The organism is Microbacterium sp. 4R-513 (genome assembly GCF_011046485.1).
In the GTDB taxonomy this organism is placed as follows: domain Bacteria; phylum Actinomycetota; class Actinomycetes; order Actinomycetales; family Microbacteriaceae; genus Microbacterium.
Map to the genome: position 1 here is coordinate 2,812,170 of NZ_CP049256.1, position 15,226 is coordinate 2,827,395.

General features: G+C 71.2%; 11 protein-coding genes and 1 tRNA gene. 9 read left to right on the forward strand and 3 right to left on the reverse strand.

The genetic code is table 11. The features are described from left to right. Positions 1-109: 109 nt before the first annotated feature. On the forward strand, positions 110-961 hold the full coding sequence (gene rsmA, locus G5T42_RS12345; RefSeq protein WP_165128906.1) for a 16S rRNA (adenine(1518)-N(6)/adenine(1519)-N(6))-dimethyltransferase RsmA: 852 nt from the start codon (positions 110-112) through the stop codon (positions 959-961). Positions 962-1,136: 175 nt separating this feature from the next. After that, positions 1,137-2,084 (forward strand): phosphodiesterase, encoded by a 948-nt coding sequence (locus G5T42_RS12350; protein ID WP_165128908.1) that lies wholly within the window; start codon positions 1,137-1,139, stop codon positions 2,082-2,084. Here the strand turns inward: G5T42_RS12350 and G5T42_RS12355 are convergent. Beyond that, complete coding sequence (locus tag G5T42_RS12355; protein ID WP_165128910.1) at positions 2,032-3,645, reverse strand: stealth family protein; 1,614 nt, start codon at positions 3,643-3,645, stop codon at positions 2,032-2,034. The two genes, G5T42_RS12350 and G5T42_RS12355, sit on opposite strands and share 53 nt — an antisense overlap. 203 nt (positions 3,646-3,848) lie before the next feature. Here G5T42_RS12355 and G5T42_RS12360 point away from each other — a divergent pair, with 203 nt between their 5' ends. From G5T42_RS12360 to G5T42_RS12370, 3 genes are read left to right on the forward strand one after another with little or no spacing between them, the layout of a single operon-like run. Further along, complete coding sequence (locus G5T42_RS12360) at positions 3,849-4,916, forward strand: aldo/keto reductase (protein ID WP_165128912.1); 1,068 nt, start codon at positions 3,849-3,851, stop codon at positions 4,914-4,916. Further along, positions 4,913-5,845 (forward strand): 4-(cytidine 5'-diphospho)-2-C-methyl-D-erythritol kinase, encoded by a 933-nt coding sequence (locus G5T42_RS12365; protein ID WP_165128914.1) that lies wholly within the window; start codon positions 4,913-4,915, stop codon positions 5,843-5,845. The genes G5T42_RS12360 and G5T42_RS12365 overlap by 4 nt, the downstream gene beginning before the upstream one ends. 38 nt (positions 5,846-5,883) lie before the next feature. Next, positions 5,884-7,203 carry a GNAT family N-acetyltransferase gene (locus tag G5T42_RS12370; protein WP_165128916.1) on the forward strand — a complete coding sequence of 440 codons (1,320 nt, stop codon included), beginning with the start codon at positions 5,884-5,886 and terminating at the stop codon, positions 7,201-7,203. On the opposite strand, the gene G5T42_RS12375 is transcribed toward G5T42_RS12370, so the two are convergent. Then, the gene (locus tag G5T42_RS12375; RefSeq protein WP_165128918.1) at positions 7,204-9,039 is read right to left on the reverse strand and encodes an ABC-F family ATP-binding cassette domain-containing protein; all 1,836 of its coding nucleotides are present in this window, start codon (positions 9,037-9,039) and stop codon (positions 7,204-7,206) included. After that, complete coding sequence (locus G5T42_RS12380; RefSeq protein ID WP_165128920.1) at positions 9,039-9,548, reverse strand: MarR family transcriptional regulator; 510 nt, start codon at positions 9,546-9,548, stop codon at positions 9,039-9,041. The genes G5T42_RS12375 and G5T42_RS12380 overlap by 1 nt, the downstream gene beginning before the upstream one ends. Positions 9,549-9,810: 262 nt before the next feature. Here G5T42_RS12380 and G5T42_RS12385 point away from each other — a divergent pair. The 4 genes from G5T42_RS12385 (at position 9,811) to G5T42_RS12400 (ending at position 15,171) form a co-directional block, all read left to right on the forward strand. Continuing rightward, positions 9,811-9,882: transfer RNA gene (locus tag G5T42_RS12385), tRNA-Gln, on the forward strand. A gap of 1 nt (position 9,883) precedes the next feature. Further along, positions 9,884-11,356, forward strand: coding sequence for a bifunctional UDP-N-acetylglucosamine diphosphorylase/glucosamine-1-phosphate N-acetyltransferase GlmU (glmU, locus tag G5T42_RS12390; protein WP_165128922.1), 1,473 nt, complete (start codon positions 9,884-9,886; stop codon positions 11,354-11,356). After that, a complete protein-coding gene (locus tag G5T42_RS12395) occupies positions 11,331-12,365 on the forward strand; it encodes a ribose-phosphate diphosphokinase (protein WP_165128924.1) in 1,035 nt (344 codons plus the stop codon). The genes glmU and G5T42_RS12395 overlap by 26 nt, the downstream gene beginning before the upstream one ends. A 91-nt stretch (positions 12,366-12,456) precedes the next feature. Continuing rightward, positions 12,457-15,171: an HAD-IC family P-type ATPase gene (locus G5T42_RS12400; protein ID WP_165128926.1), complete on the forward strand. Its 2,715-nt coding sequence runs from the start codon at positions 12,457-12,459 to the stop codon at positions 15,169-15,171. Positions 15,172-15,226: the final 55 nt, after the last annotated feature.

Sequence of the window (15,226 nt, forward strand, 5' to 3'; positions counted from 1 at the left end):
GCCCCGACGCTAGCGTCCGCGCGCACCGCGGTCGAGGAAGGCGCCCCGCCCTGGTCGTGTTTCGGCCGGCCGGCATTCTCCGGTGGGCACACGTCGTTAGGGTGGTCGCATGCCCGTCAGCCTCCTCGGTGCCTCCGAGATCCGCGCCCTCGCGGCCGAACTCGACGTCACGCCGACCAAGAAGCTCGGGCAGAACTTCGTCGTCGATGCGAACACGGTGCGCAAGATCGTGACCGTCGCCCGCGTCGAGCCGGGCGACCGGGTCGTCGAAGTCGGCCCGGGCCTCGGGTCGCTGACCCTCGCGATCCTCGAGGCCGGGGCGTCCGTCACCGCCGTCGAGATCGACCACCGCCTCGCCGAGAAGCTGCCCGCCACGGCGGCCGCCCACGGCGTCTCGGATGGCGCGCTCACCGTCGTCGACGCGGATGCGCTCCGTGTCACCGCACTGCCCGGCGACCCGACGGTGCTGGTCGCGAATCTGCCGTACAACGTGAGCGTCCCCGTGCTCCTGCACTTCCTCGAGACCTTTCCCAGCCTCGAGCGCGGGGTCGTCATGGTCCAAGCCGAGGTGGGGGAGCGGCTCGCCGCCCCGCCGGGCTCCAAGGTCTACGGCGCGCCGAGCGTCAAAGCCGCCTGGTACGGACCGTGGCGTCTCGCCGGCACGGTGTCGCGGCAGGTGTTCTGGCCCGTCCCGAACGTCGACAGCGTGCTCGTCGCGTTCGAGCGCGATCCCGAGCCGCGCGGCTCCGAAGACGAGCGCCGCCGCACCTTCGCGATCGTGGATGCCGCGTTCCAGCAGCGTCGCAAGATGCTGCGGCAGGCGCTGTCCTCGGTGCTGGGAGGCTCGGCGGCCGAGGCATCCGTCGTCCTCGAACGCGCGGGAGTCGCCCCGACGGCACGCGGCGAAGAGCTGTCGGTCGAGGACTTCGTGCGCATCGGGCGCGCGCTCGACACCGCCTGAAGAGAGCGGCGACCCGTCCGCGCGGGCCTCCGAAGGCCCTGAGCATCTCGTAAGGGTTTACCCGACATTCACGCCGCATTCCCGGGGAGTGCGCGAACCCGCGCGTAACATCGCCCGCAAGCGTCCGACCGGGCGCACGCGGGATCGCGTCCCGCGTCCACGGGAAGAGAAGGCGATGCGAACCGCGGAGTATCCGGCGCCCGAGCGGATCCTGCTTCACCTGAGCGACACGCACCTGCGTGCGGCCGGGTCGAGGCTTTTCGACAGAGTCGATTCGACGGAGCGCCTCTCGCGGGCCCTTGCCGCGATCGAGGCATCCGGCGCATGTCCCGATGCCCTGGTCTTCACCGGCGATCTCGCCGACTGGGGCGAGCCGGCGGCCTACGACCAGCTGCGGGAGGTCGTCGAGCCCTTCGCAGCCCGGCTCGGCGCGCGCCTCTTCTGGGTGATGGGGAACCACGACGACCGCAGCGCCTTCCGGGACCGGCTGCTCGACGAGGACCCGGTCGACCCGCTCACACCCCACGACCGCGTGGACGAGCTCGACGGCCTGCGGCTCATCACGCTCGACTCGACCGTCCCGGGGGAGCACTACGGCGAGCTCGGCGACGCGCAGCTGGACTGGCTGCGCGACGAACTCGCCACCCCCGCTCCGCTCGGCACGATCCTCGCGATGCACCACCCGCCGGTGCCGAGCGTGCTCCCGCTCGCCGCGAGCGTCGAGCTGCGCGACCAGTCCCGGCTCGCCGCCGCCCTGCGCGACAGCGATGTGCGGGCGATCATCGCGGGGCACCTGCACTACTCGACGTTCGCGACCTTCGCGGGCGTCCCCGTGTCGGTGGCCTCAGCCACCTGCTACACGCAGGATCTGACCGTGCCCACCGGGGGCACGCGCCCGCAGGACGGCGCGCAGTCGTTCAACCTCGTCCACGTCTACGACGAGACCGTCGTCCACTCGGTCGTGCCGGTCGACGCGCCGGTGCCACTCGAGCACATCGATGCGGCGGAGGCGCACCGCCGCCTGCTGCTCGCCGGCGTCGAGCCGACGGTGCCGCGGGCGCCCGCGCGATTCAGCGACGTGCGGAGGGATGCGCCGACCGAGCCGCTGCCTGTTCTTCGGTGAGCTCGGCCCGCTCCCACGGCGCGCGCACCGGGAACATCTTCTCGAGCGTCTCGCGGAGCGTTGCGACGCGGACGTCCTCGGGGATCTCCGTCTCGCCGCCGTCGTTGAGGCAGAACATGTCGACGTCGCGGCGCTCCGCCAGCGCCTCCATGCGCCGCAGCGACTTCGCCATCGTGGTCTGCACGTAGCGCACGCGGGGTCGCTGCGTCGCGATCGCGCGGCCGGTCATCAGCGCGTAGTAGTGGTAGAGGCAGTTCGTCACCGAGATGTCGGTCGCCGACCGGAAGCGGGATGCCGCGGTCCGGGCGAAGTCCTCGGGGAACGCCTCCTCGAGCTCGGCGACCACGCTGCGCCGCAGCGGCGCCGCACAGTGCTCGAGATCGCGGACGATGGTGCGTCCGAAGCGCTCGCGCAGCAGGTCGCGGTTGACGCGCAGGGCGTTGTCGTGGCCGCTGCGGTGCGTGGCCGTGGGGCCGGCGCCGATGCGCACCTCGCACTCGACGAACTTGCTCACGCCCGCCGGGGTGAAGAACATCTCGGGTTCGACGGGACGGCCGAAGAACATGTCGTCGTTCGAGTAGAGGAAGTGCTCGGCGAGCCCCTCGATGCGGTGCAGCTGGGCCTCGACGGCGTGGGAGTTGTGCGTCGGGAGCACGGACGGGTCGGCGAAGAACTCCTCGCTGCGGACGATCGTCACCTTGGGGTGCTCGAGCAGCCAGGACGGGGCGGGCGAGTCGGTCGCGATGAAGATGCGGCGCACCCACGGCGCGTACATGTGCACGCTGCGCAGGGCATATCTCAGCTCATCGACGTGCCGGAATCGCGCCGGCCCGTCATCGCCCTCGCCTACGACGTAGCCCGCCATGCGCGCGGCGCGCTGGCGCTGGAACTCCGTCGAGGAGCCGTCCACCCACGAGAAGACGATGTCGACGGGCTCGGTGAACTCGTCGGGGAGCGGGTCGAACATGCCCGCGATAGTCCGCCACGACCGGCCGTAGCGGGTGACGGTCGCGAAGGAGACGTCGTCGGCGGCAGTCGTGCGGCGCATGAGGACGTTGTCACCCGGCGCTTCGACGAACTCCTCGCCGAAGCGCCAGAACTCCAGCCGAGCCGCGACCGACGTGCCGTAGCGGAGGCTTCCCGAGCCCGTGATGCGCGGCCGGTAGACGCGCCACGCCGAGGGCTCCGAGCCCGGCGTCGCGGCCTCGGCGGCGAGCACCGCGGTGGCGCGAGCCTTCTTCACGTACAGCGGCTCGTGACGGCCGATCGTGCGCAGCGCGGAGAACGCGGCATCCCGGGCGGCGACGTCGACGACGAGCGTCGGAACCCGGTGCTCGTGGCGGATGAGGATGACGTCGACGCCGGCGGTCTCGAGCGCAGACGCGACGAGCAGCAGGTCCTCCGTCTGCGCCTCGAGGGGCGTGGTCGAGTCATGGACGAGATTCAGGATGCCTCGGTCGAGCACGACGTCGGGGCGCGAGAGGAGGCCCGACCAGGGGTGCTGCTCGATGGGCAGCACGGACAGTGCGGATGGTGCGGGAAGTGCGGGCAGCGCAGACATGGCGTCCTCCTTTGCGGCGAGGTGATGGACGGGGGCGAGGGGCGAAGCAGGGTCCACGGAGGATGGCTCCATTGCCACCCTATGCAGATGTTGTTACGGCGCCGTTTCCTGGTCCAGCCCTTGACAACCGTCTCCGGATGCGCAGGGCCTTCGGCCCGTCAGCCTTCCGCGCCCGTTCGCCGCCCGCGCGCTAGCCTCGAACCGTGACCGACGAATCGCGCTACCGCTCCCGCGGCGGAGACCTCCACCGTCCGTATGCCGCGGCATCCGACCGCTACGACTCGCTCGACTACCGCCCGGTGGGCGCTTCCGGACTGGTTCTGCCCCCCATCTCGCTCGGGCTGTGGTGGAACTTCGGCGACAACATCCCGTTCGACCGGCAGCGCGAGGTGCTTCGGCACGCGTTCGACCGGGGCATCACGCACTTCGATCTCGCCAACAACTACGGTCCGCCGTACGGCTCGGCCGAGACCAACTTCGGCCGCATGATGCGCGAGGACTTCGCCCGGTACCGCGACGAGCTCATCATCTCGTCCAAGGCCGGCTACGACATGTGGGACGGACCGTACGCGAACGGCGGCTCCCGCAAGTACCTCCTCGCCAGCGCCGAGCAGTCGCTTCGGCGCATGAGCGTCGACTACGTCGACATCTTCTACTCGCACCGCTACGACCCCGACGTGCCGCTCGAGGAGACCATCGGCGCACTCGACACGCTCGTGCGGCAGGGCAAGGCGCTGTACGTCGGCATCTCGTCCTACAGCGCCGAGCGCACGGCGGTCGCCGCCGCGATCGCGCGGAGCCTCGGAACGCCGCTCGTCATCCACCAGCCGTCGTACTCGATCCTCAACCGCTGGGTCGAGGACGGGCTGACCGGCGTCCTCAAGCAGGAAGGCATGGGCGCGATCGCCTTCACGCCCCTGCAGCAGGGACTTCTCACGAGCAAGTACCTGGGTGACGGCACGGCCGAGCGCGCCCAGGAGCGCTCCTCGCTCGGCGGCCGGCGCCTGACCGACGAGGCCCTCGCGTCGCTGCGCGGGCTCGACGTCATCGCGAAGGAGCGGGGGCAGACGCTCGCGCAGCTGGCGATCCAGTGGGTGCTCCGCGATCCGGTGGTGACGTCGGCGCTCATCGGCGCGTCGACGACGGCCCAGCTCGACGAGAACCTCGCCGCCCTCTCGGGCCCCGGCTTCACCACCGAGGAGCTCGAGCGCATCGACGCCCTCGCCGACGCCGTCGGCTCCGAGGTCTGGGCGGAGTCCGAGGCCCAGTGAGCGACGCCGCCGTCGTCGACCGCGTCCACGTCCGCGCCCCGGGGAAGATCAACGTCTTCTTCGAGGTCGGCGACGTGCAGGACGACGGCTACCACGACGTCGCCTCGGCGTATCAGGCGGTCTCGCTGTACGAGGACGTCTGGGCCGAGCCGAGCGACGACTTCACGATGCGCGTGAGCGGCACCGTCGACGTGTCGGGGGTGCCCGCCGACGACCGCAACCTCGCCCTGCGGGCGGCGCGGCTCCTCGCGCAGCGCGCGGGATACGAGGGCGGCGTGCACCTCGAGATCATCAAGCACGTGCCGGTCGCCGGAGGGATGGGCGGTGGATCCGCGGATGCCGCGGCCGCCCTCGTCGCCTGCGACCTGCTGTGGGGGACCGACCTCGGCATGCACGAGCTGCAGCGGCTCGCGTCGCGGCTCGGCGCCGACGTGCCGTTCTCGCTCCTCGGCGGAACCGCGATCGGCACGGGCCGCGGCGACCAGCTGAGCCCCGCCCTCGCCAAGGGCCGGGTCGACTGGGTGCTCGTGACGTCGGAGGGCGAGGGCCTGTCGACCCCAGAGGTGTACCGCCACCTCGACCGCCTGCGCGCCGATCGGGCGCCCGACATCGCGCCGCCCCGGCGCACCCCCGCCGTCGAGCCCGGTGTGCTGCAGGCGCTGCGGACGGGGGATGCCGCGGCCCTCGCCGAACGCATGCGCAACGACCTGCAGCCGGCCGCGCTCTCGCTCCGCCCGCAGCTGCGCAACGTCCTCGAACTCGGCGAGAACTCCGGCGCGCTCGCGGGGATCGTGTCGGGGTCGGGGCCGACTATCGCCTTCCTGACCGCGGGCCCGGAGGCGGCGCTCGAGCTGCAGGTCACGCTCGCCGCGGCCGGGTACGCGGCACTCCACGTGCACGGGCCGGTCGCCGGCGCCCGTGCCCTGTGACCCCGACGACCTCCACCGTTCCCATCGAGGAGACAGACATGCCGACCGAACTGGCCCAGCAGCAGCACGACGGTCCGCTCGACGACGGAGCGCGCGCCGCGCTCGCCGAGCAGGGGCTCGAGCTGCGGCTCGTCCCCAACGCCGACCCCGAGCGGTTCCGCGCCTGGCTGCAGGCCGTCGCCCGAGGGTTCCTCGACGGTGAGCGCAACGATGAGCAGCTGCAGGCCGGTTTCGACCGGCTCGCCCAGCGCCGGCTCGTCGGGGTCTTCGACGGCGGGGCGCCCGAGCCCGAGCGCCCCGTGGCCACGTTCGCCTCATGGGTCGCCGAGCTCTCGGTGCCGGGCGGTCGCGGCATCCCCTCAGTCGCCATCAGCTCCGTGACCGCGGCGCCGACGCACCGGCGCCGCGGCATCCTGCGGTCGATGATGGAGGGCGAGCTGCGTCGCGCCGACGAGCTCGGCATTCCGGTCGCGATCCTCACTGTGAGCGAGTCCACGATCTACGGCCGGTTCGGGTTCGCCCCCGCCGCCATGAGCGGCCACATCGAAGTGGACGTGCCCCGGGCGCGATGGATCGGACCGCGGCCGGAGGGGCGCGTGGACTTCATCCCGCGCGAGCGGTTCCGCGAGGTCGCCCCGGGCCTCCACGACGCCGTACGACTGCGCACCGCGGGCGAGATCGAGATGCCCGACGGCCATTGGGACCGCTTCGCCGGCACGCGCCCGGACGCCGAGCACCCCGAGAAGCTCCGTGCGATCCAGTACACCGACGCGAACGGCCGCCTGGCGGGAGTCGCCCTCTACGCCTACCGCGAGAACCACGACGACTTCGCCCGATCGAAGGTCGGCGTGCACCGGCTCATCGCCGAGACGCCCGACGCCTACGCGGCGCTCTGGCGGTTCCTCCTCGAACTCGACCTGGTGGGGGAGCTGACGGCGTCCGAGCTCGCCGTCGACGAGCCCGTCCTCTGGATGATCGGCGACCGCCGTGCCGCGAGGCTCACGGTGCAGGACCACCAGTACGTGCGGATCCTCGACGTCCCGGCAGCGCTCGCGGGCCGCCGCTATGCCGTCCCAGGCGCAGTCGCGCTGGAGGTGTCCGACCCGCTGGGGTTCGGCGAGGGGCGCTGGCTCCTGCGCAGCCGCGAGGACGGGAGCGCCTCGGTCGAGCCGTGGGACGGCTCGCCGTCGGACGCGACCCTCGTGCGCCTGGGCATCGCCGAGCTCTCGGCCGTGTACCTCGGATCAGTGTCGCTGACGGCGCTCGTGGCCGCGGGGCGTGCCGAGGCATCCGATCCGCTCTCGGCCGCCCGCGTCTTCGCGTGGCCCGAGACGGCGCGGCTGAGCTTCTGGTACTAGTCAGGCCTCGAGCGCCTCGCTGAGCTCGAGCCAGCGCTCCTCGAGCTGGGCGACCTCGTCGGTCACCGAGGTGCGGCGGCTCTGGAGGTCGAGAAGCGCCTCGTAGTCGTCGTGGCTCTCGGCGAGGCGCACGTCGATGGCGTCGAGATCGCTCTGCAGCCGCTCGAGACGGCGGTCGATCGCCGAGAGCTCCTTCTCGGCGGAGCGCTTCTCGGCGCCGGAGAGGGCGACGCTCGCAGCGGCGTTTCCCGGCGTCGCCGACGGGCTGTCCGGGAGCGCGGTGCCCTTCGCGGCGCGCGAGGGCGCGGCATCCGTCCTCGTCTTCTGGACCGTGCGGAGGCGCAGGTACTCCTCGACGCCGCCGGGGAGGTGGCGCAGGTGGGTGTCGAAGATGCCGTACTGCTGATCGGTCACGCGCTCGAGGAAGTACCGGTCGTGCGACACGACGATGAGAGTGCCGGGCCAGGAGTCGAGGAGGTCCTCGAGCGCCGCCAGCATGTCGGTGTCGAGGTCGTTCGTCGGCTCGTCGAGGATCAGCACATTGGGCTGCTCGAGGAGGATCAGCAGGAGCTGCAGGCGGCGCTGCTGGCCGCCCGAGAGGTCTTTCACCGGCGTCGAGAGCTGCGCGGACTGGAAGCCCATCCGCTCGAGCAGCTGCCCCGGTGTGAGCTCCTGCGCCTTGGACCCGGTGCCGAAGACGTAGCTCGTCCGAAGGCGCGAGATCACGATGCGCACGGGCTCGTCGAGGAAGGGGTCGAGGTCGTCGAGACGCTGCGTGAGCGTCGCGACCTGCACGGTCTTTCCGCGCTTCACGCGCCCTTCGGTCGGGGCGACGGTGCCCGCGATGAGGCCGAGGAGCGTCGACTTGCCGGCGCCGTTGATCCCGAGGATGCCGGTGCGCTCGCCGGGGGCGAGCCGCCATTCGACGTCGCGCAGGATCGGCCTGTCGTACGAGACCGAGACGTCGAGCAGGTCGACGACGTCCTTGCCGAGCCGCGAGACGGCGAGGGACTGCAGCGCGACCTTGTCCCGGATCTCCGGCACGTCGGCGATCAGGGCGTTGGCGGCGTCGATCCGGAACTTCGGCTTCGACGTGCGGGCCGGCGCGCCGCGGCGCAGCCACGCGAGCTCCTTGCGCGCGAGGTTCTGGCGCCGCGCCTCGATCGACGCGGCCTGGCGGTCCCGCTCGACGCGCTGCAGGATGTACGCCGCGTAGCCGCCGTCGAAGGGCTCGACGAGGCGGTCGTGCACCTCCCACGTCATCGTGCAGACCTCGTCGAGGAACCACCTGTCGTGCGTCACGACGAGGAGCGCCCCCGACCCGCGGCTCCAGCGGGTCTTGAGGTGCTCCGCGAGCCAGGCGATCGCCTCGACGTCGAGGTGGTTCGTGGGCTCATCGAGCGCGAGCACGTCCCAGTCGCCGACGAGGAGCTTCGCGAGGGCGACGCGCCGCCGCTGCCCGCCCGAGAGCGGTGCGACGGAGCCGTCCCAGTCGAGGTCGGTGAGAAGGCCCGCGATGACGTCGCGCACCCGCGCGTCGCCGGCCCACTCGTGGTCGGGGGTGTCTCCGACGACCGCTTCGCGGATCGAATGGGCGTCGTCGAGCGTGTCGCCCTGGTCGAGCACGCCGACCCGCACTCCGCCCCGCACCGTGACGCGGCCGGCGTCGGGCTCGAGGCGCCCCGCGAGCATCGCGAGGAGGCTCGACTTGCCGTCGCCGTTGCGGCCGACGATGCCGATGCGGTCGCCCTCGTCGACGCCGAGCGAGACCGCATCGAACACGACCTTCGTGGGGAACTCGAGGCGCAGCGCCTCTGCGCCGAGCAGGTGCGCCATCAGTGCGCGCCGCTCGTGTCGAAGCCGAGGCTGAGCTTACGGAGGAGCCCTGCGATCCGCTCGCGGTCCGGGCGCGACAGGCCGGACAGGAGGAGCGCCTCGGCGTCGACCAGGCGCGTGATCGCGGCATCCACTCTCGTCCGTCCGTCCTCGGTGAGGATGACGAGGATGCTGCGCCCGTCGCCCGGGTCCTGCTCGCGCCGCACGAGCCGGCGGCCGACGAGCCGGTCGATGCGGTTGGTCATCGTGCCGCTCGAGACGAGCGTCTGCTGCAGCAGCTGCTTGGGGCTCAGCTGGAAGGGCTCGCCGGCCCGGCGGAGTGCGGAGAGCACGTCCCACTCCCACGGCTCGAGCTCGCTGCGGCGGAAGGCGTCGCGCCGCGCGCGGTCGAGGTGGCGCGAGAGCCGGTCGACGCGCGAGAGCACCTCCAGCGGCGAGAAGTCGAGGTCGGGGCGCTGCAGCATCCACGCCTCGACGATCCGATCGACCTCGTCCGCCTCCTGTGCCATCCCTCCATTATCGAGGCGGGCCGGGTCGCGACGTTCCGCCGCGGCGCTCCGCGGGTCGTCGCCGGTCGCACCCGCACATCGCCGCGGGTGAGAGCAGCCGCCGATCCTTCCCCCGCGGCAGAGTGCGGGTTTCGCGGCGGGGCACCCGCATATTGCCGCGGGGAGTACACGCAGCCAAGCGGCGGAGGACCGGGCACGGGCGAGTCGGTGAGGCGCGTCTGGCAGACTTGTCGAGGCCCCGGCGTCCCTGCGTTCGGGCCGGTCCGCCGTGGTGTAATGGCAGCACGACAGCCTTTGGAGCTGTGAGGTCTAGGTTCGAGTCCTGGCGGCGGAGCATGTCAGAGACCATCGCCGACACCCCGCTCGCCGTCATCGTCCTCGCCGCGGGCCAGGGCACGCGCATGAAGTCGTCGCTCCCCAAAGTGCTCCACCACATCGGCGGGCGGCCTCTCGTCGGGCACGTCCTCGCCACCGCGCGGAGCCTCGCGCCGACGAGCATCCTCGTCGTCGTGCGTCACGAGCGCGACCTCGTGGCGACCGCCGTGCAGGAGACGGCGCCGGATGCGATCGTCGTCGACCAGGACGAGATCCCCGGCACGGGCCGCGCCGTCGAGGTGGCGCTCGCGCAGCTCGGCGACTTCGCGGGCGATGTGCTCGTGCTGAGCGGTGATGTGCCCCTGCTCGACGCCGACGCCCTCGCGGCGCTCGTGTCGACCCACCGCGGCTCGGGCGCGGCCGTCACGGTCATGAGCGCGGTCGTCGACGACGCCACCGGCTACGGACGGGTCATCCGCGGGGCGTCCGGGGACCTCGAGCGCATCGTCGAGCAGAAGGACGCGACGGATGCCGAGGCATCCGTCACCGAGATCAATGTCGGCGTGTACGTCTTCCGCGCGCCCGAGCTGCGCACGCACATCGCCCTCGTGGGCACCGCCAACGCGCAGGGGGAGAAGTACCTCACCGACGTCGTCGGCCTCCTCCACGACTCGCGGCTGCCGGTCGCGGTCTCGACGGCTCCGGATGCCTCGGCAGCCCTCGGCGTCAACGACCGCGTGCAGCTGTCCGAGGCCGCGCGCACGCTGAACGCGCGGACGGTGCGGGAGTGGCAGGTCGCGGGCGTGACGGTGCTCGACCCGGCGACGACGTGGATCGACGTGACGGCCAAGCTCGCGCCGGACGTCACGATCCTGCCGAACACGCATATCCTCCGGGCCACGGTCGTCGACACCGGCGCCACGATCGGCCCGGACACGAGCCTCGTCGACTGCGAGGTCGGCGAGAACGCCGTCGTGACCCGCAGCGACGCGACCCTCGCGGTCATCGGCGCGGGTGCCAACGTCGGTCCGTTCTCGTACCTGCGCCCCAACACGGTGCTGGGGGCCAAGGGCAAGATCGGCACCTTCGTCGAGACGAAGAACTCCACGATCGGCGAGGGAAGCAAGGTGCCGCACCTGTCCTACGTCGGCGACACGACGATCGGGCGGGGCGTGAACCTCGGCGCCGGCGCCATCACGGCGAACTACGACGACCTCGCCAAGCACCGCACCGAGATCGGCGACGAGGTGCACACCGGGTCGCACAACGTCTTCGTCGCGCCCGTTAGGATCGGAGACGGCGCCAAGACCGGTGCCGGCGCGGTCATCCGCAAGGACGTCCCCGCCGGAGCCCTGGCATTGAGCGTCGCTCCTCAGCGCAACGTCGAGGGGTGGGTCGAGAAGAATCGACCGGGGACGGGCGCGGCAGAGGTCGCCGCCCGGGCTCGGTCCGCACAGAAGGCGGGCGATGGGGCGCAAGAAGAAGACGGTTGATCTCGACCGCGACAACGACATCGCACCGGGCCTCGTCGCCAAGACGAAGAAGCGGCTCGTCGTCGCCTCCGGCCGGTCGCATCCCGCCCTCTCCGCAGAGGTCGCCGACTCGCTGGGCACGCAGCTCGTGCCGACGGAGTACCGCACGTTCGCATCGGGTGAGATCCTGACGCGCTTCGAGGTTTCGATCCGGGGCTGCGACTTCTTCCTGATCCAGAGCTTCGGCCCGCCCGTGAACGAGTGGCTCATGGAGACGCTCATCATGCTCGACGCCGCCAAGCGCGCGTCGGCCAAGCGCATCACGGTGGTCGCGCCGTACTACCCCTACTCGCGCCAGGACAAGAAGGGCCGCGGTCGCGAACCCATCAGCGCGCGCCTCGTCGCCGACCTCCTGCGCACCGCCGGAGCGGACCGCGTCATGAGCGTCGACCTCCACGCGGCCCAGATCCAGGGCTTCTTCGACGGTCCCGTCGACCACCTCTTCGCCAAGCCCGTGCTGCTCGACTACTTCGAGCGCACGCTGACGGCCGACGACCGCGCGAAGCTCACGGTCGTCTCGCCCGACACGGGTCGCGTGCGTGTCGCCGACACGTGGTCCGACAGCCTGAACGCGCCGCTCGCGATCATCCACAAGCGGCGCGACCCCAATGTCGCGAACCAGGTCACGGTCAACGAGATCGTCGGTCAGGTGAGCGGCCGGGTGTGCCTGCTCGTGGACGACATGATCGACACGGGCGGCACGATCGTCAAGGCGGCCGAGGCGCTCAAGGCCAACGGCGCCGAGCGGGTCATCGTCGCGGCGACGCACCCCATCTTCAGCGACCCCGCCGCCCAGCGTCTTCAGAGCGCCGCGATCGACGAGGTCGTCGTCACCGACACGATCCCCCTGCCCGAGGAGAAGCGGTTCCCGAGCCTCACGGTCCTTCCGATCGCGCCGCTCCTCGCCCGCGCCATCCACGAGGTCTTCGAGGACGGCTCGGTCACCAGCATGTTCGACGGCGCGGCGTAGAGGCATCCGTCTTCGCGTGCGCGGCTCGCTGGGACACCGGTGATGCGCGCGCGCATCCGTGACATAGCCTGACCCTGTCGAAGGGGTCGTGATGGCAGCACAGATCACCGAGGCGGAGCTCGTCGTCGCCCGCCCGTTCGCGCTCGACGTCGACGAGGTCGTGCGCGAGCTCGGCGCCGATCGCGCGGGACTGACGGCGGAGGATGCCGCGGCCCGCCTTGCGGTCGCCGGGCGCAACGAGCTTCCCGAGCCGGCGCGCAAGCCGGCGATCGTCCGGTTCCTCGCGCACTTCAACGACACGCTCATCTACATCCTGCTCGGCGCGGCCGTCATCAAGGCCGTCATGGGCGACTGGCTCGACTTCTGGGTCATCATGGCCGTCGCGATCATCAACGCCGTGGTCGGCTACATCCAGGAGGGACGGGCCGAGAAGGCGTTGGCCGGGATCCGCGGGATGCTGTCGGCGGATGCCTCGGCCCGCCGCAGCGGCGGCTGGGTGACGGTGCCGGCGGCCGAGCTCGTTCCCGGAGACGTCATCCGTCTCATGCCGGGCGACAAGGTGCCCGCCGACGTGCGACTGTTCCAGGCGTTCCAGCTGCGCGTCGACGAGTCGGCGCTGACCGGGGAGTCGGTGCCCTCGTCGAAGGACGTCGGCGCCGTGGCACCCGACGCCGGGGTGGGCGACCGGAAGTCGATGGCGTTCTCGGGCACGATCGTGTCGGCGGGGCAGGGGCGCGGCATCGTCACGGCGACCGGGGTCGACACCGAGATCGGGAAGATCCAGAGCCTCGCCGACGAAGCGGGGGCCCTCGCGACGCCGCTCACGAAGCAGCTCGACGACTTCGGGCGCGTCCTGACGGTCGTGATCCTCGGCATGGCCGCCGTCATGCTCCTCATCGGCAAGTTCCTCCATCAGATGCCGATCGACGACCTGGTGTCGGCCGCGATCGGGTTCGCCGTCGCGGCGATCCCCGAGGGGCTTCCCGCCCTCGTGACGATCACGCTCGCGCTCGGCGTGCAGCAGATGGCGCGGCGCAACGCGATCACCCGCAAGCTTCCGGCCGTCGAGGCGCTGGGGTCGGTCACGACGGTGTGCTCGGACAAGACCGGCACGCTCACCAAGAACGAGATGACGGTCCGGCGCATCGTGACGCCGCTCGCGCGCTACGAGGTGACAGGGCTGGGCTACGACCCGAAAGGCGAGATCCGCGCGACGGGCGGCGCCCGCGCCGGAGGAGACCTCACCGCCGTGCTCGCCGTCGCTACCCTCTGCAACGATGCGCACATCGTTCGCGACGGCGCGCCTCAGGGGTCCGGAGGGGCAGCGGGCTGGCACCTCGTGGGCGAGCCGACGGAGGGGGCCCTCAAGGTCGTCGCGATGAAGGGGCGGCTCGATCCGGGCGCCGGCTCGCGTGTTGCCGTCATCCCCTTCGACTCGGCCAACAAGTTCATGGCGACCCTCAATGAGGGGGCCGACGGGTCGCGCGCGATCCTCGTCAAGGGTGCGCCCGACCGACTCCTCGAGCGCTCGCTCACTCAGCGCGGCCAGGACGGCTCCGAGCCTCTCGACATCGTTCGATGGGAGGCGGTCATCGACGAGCTGAGCGGCGAGGGGCTGCGCGTGCTCGCCGCCGCGCGCAAGCCGGTGCGCTCCGACGTCGACTCGATCGAGGTGGACGACCTCGAGGACCTCGAGTTCCTCGGTGTCTGGGGCATCGTCGATCCGCCGCGGCCGGAGGCGGTCGAGGCCATCGCCGAATGTCACGCCGCGGGCATCAGCGTCAAAATGATCACCGGCGACCACGCCGGCACCGCGCTCGCGATCGGGCGCGAGATGGGGCTCGTCGCCGGCGACGACGTGCGCGTCCTCACGGGTGCGGAGCTCGAGGCCCTCAGCCAGGAGCAGCTGAAGGAGGTCGTGCGGGACGTCGACGTGTATGCGCGCACGAGTCCTGAGCACAAGATCCGCATCGTGCGCGCCCTGCAGTCCCACGGGGAGGTCGTCGCCATGACGGGCGACGGCGTGAACGACGCCCCCGCGCTCACGCGCGCCAACGTCGGCATCGCGATGGGCATCAAGGGGACCGAGGCGACGAAGGAGGCCGCCGAGTTCGTCCTGGCCGACGACAACTTCGCCACGATCCGCAGCGCCATCGCCGAGGGCCGTCGCATCTACGACAACCTCCGCAAGTCGATCGTCTTCCTCCTGCCGACGAACGGCGCCCAATCGCTCGTCATCCTCATCGCGGTCGTCTTCGGGCTGACGCTTCCGCTCACCTCCGTACAGGTGCTGTGGGTCAACATGGTGACCGCCGTGACGCTCTCGCTCGCGCTCGCGTACGAGCCCGCCGAGGTGGGCATCATGTCGAGGCCGCCCCGAAAGACCGGCGGCTCGATCATCAGCGGGAGCGAGCTCGCCTTCGTCCTCATCGTGTCGGTGCTCATCGGCGGCGCGGCGATGGGGGTCTTCTACGGGGTCGCCGGCTCGGGCGTCGACGTGAACTACGCCCGCACCGAGGCCGTGCTGATGCTGGCCCTCGGCCAGCTCGCCTTCCTTCTCAACTGCCGCTTCATGTCGCGGTCGAGCATCACGATCGACATCTTCCGGGGCAATCGCATGATCTGGATCTCCGCAGGAGCGCTCATCGTGCTGCAGCTGATCTTCACGTACGTGCCGGTCATGAACACGCTGTTCGAATCCGAACCGCTGGCCGCGGCATCCTGGATCCTCCCGATCGTCCTCTCGGTCGTGATCTTCTTCGCGGTGGAGATCCTCAAGGCGTTCTTCCGCCGCCGGACATCCTGATCCATTCGCGTGCATTCAAAGGATCCTCATAGCCTGAACCGAAGTGCCGGCTCGG

Bases quoted from the DNA above. Each gene is read 5' to 3' on its own strand.
- G5T42_RS12400 (WP_165128926.1), top strand. From the start codon at position 12,457: ATGGCAGCACAGATCACCGAGGCGGAGCTCGTCGTCGCCCGCCCGTTC.
- G5T42_RS12375 (WP_165128918.1), bottom strand. From the start codon at position 9,039: ATGGCGCACCTGCTCGGCGCAGAGGCGCTGCGCCTCGAGTTCCCCACG.
- G5T42_RS12370 (WP_165128916.1), top strand. From the start codon at position 5,884: ATGCCGACCGAACTGGCCCAGCAGCAGCACGACGGTCCGCTCGACGAC.
- G5T42_RS12355 (WP_165128910.1), bottom strand. From the start codon at position 3,645: ATGTCTGCGCTGCCCGCACTTCCCGCACCATCCGCACTGTCCGTGCTG.
- rsmA (WP_165128906.1), top strand. From the start codon at position 110: ATGCCCGTCAGCCTCCTCGGTGCCTCCGAGATCCGCGCCCTCGCGGCC.
- G5T42_RS12380 (WP_165128920.1), bottom strand. From the start codon at position 9,548: ATGGCACAGGAGGCGGACGAGGTCGATCGGATCGTCGAGGCGTGGATG.
- G5T42_RS12350 (WP_165128908.1), top strand. From the start codon at position 1,137: ATGCGAACCGCGGAGTATCCGGCGCCCGAGCGGATCCTGCTTCACCTG.
- glmU (WP_165128922.1), top strand. From the start codon at position 9,884: ATGTCAGAGACCATCGCCGACACCCCGCTCGCCGTCATCGTCCTCGCC.
- G5T42_RS12395 (WP_165128924.1), top strand. From the start codon at position 11,331: ATGGGGCGCAAGAAGAAGACGGTTGATCTCGACCGCGACAACGACATC.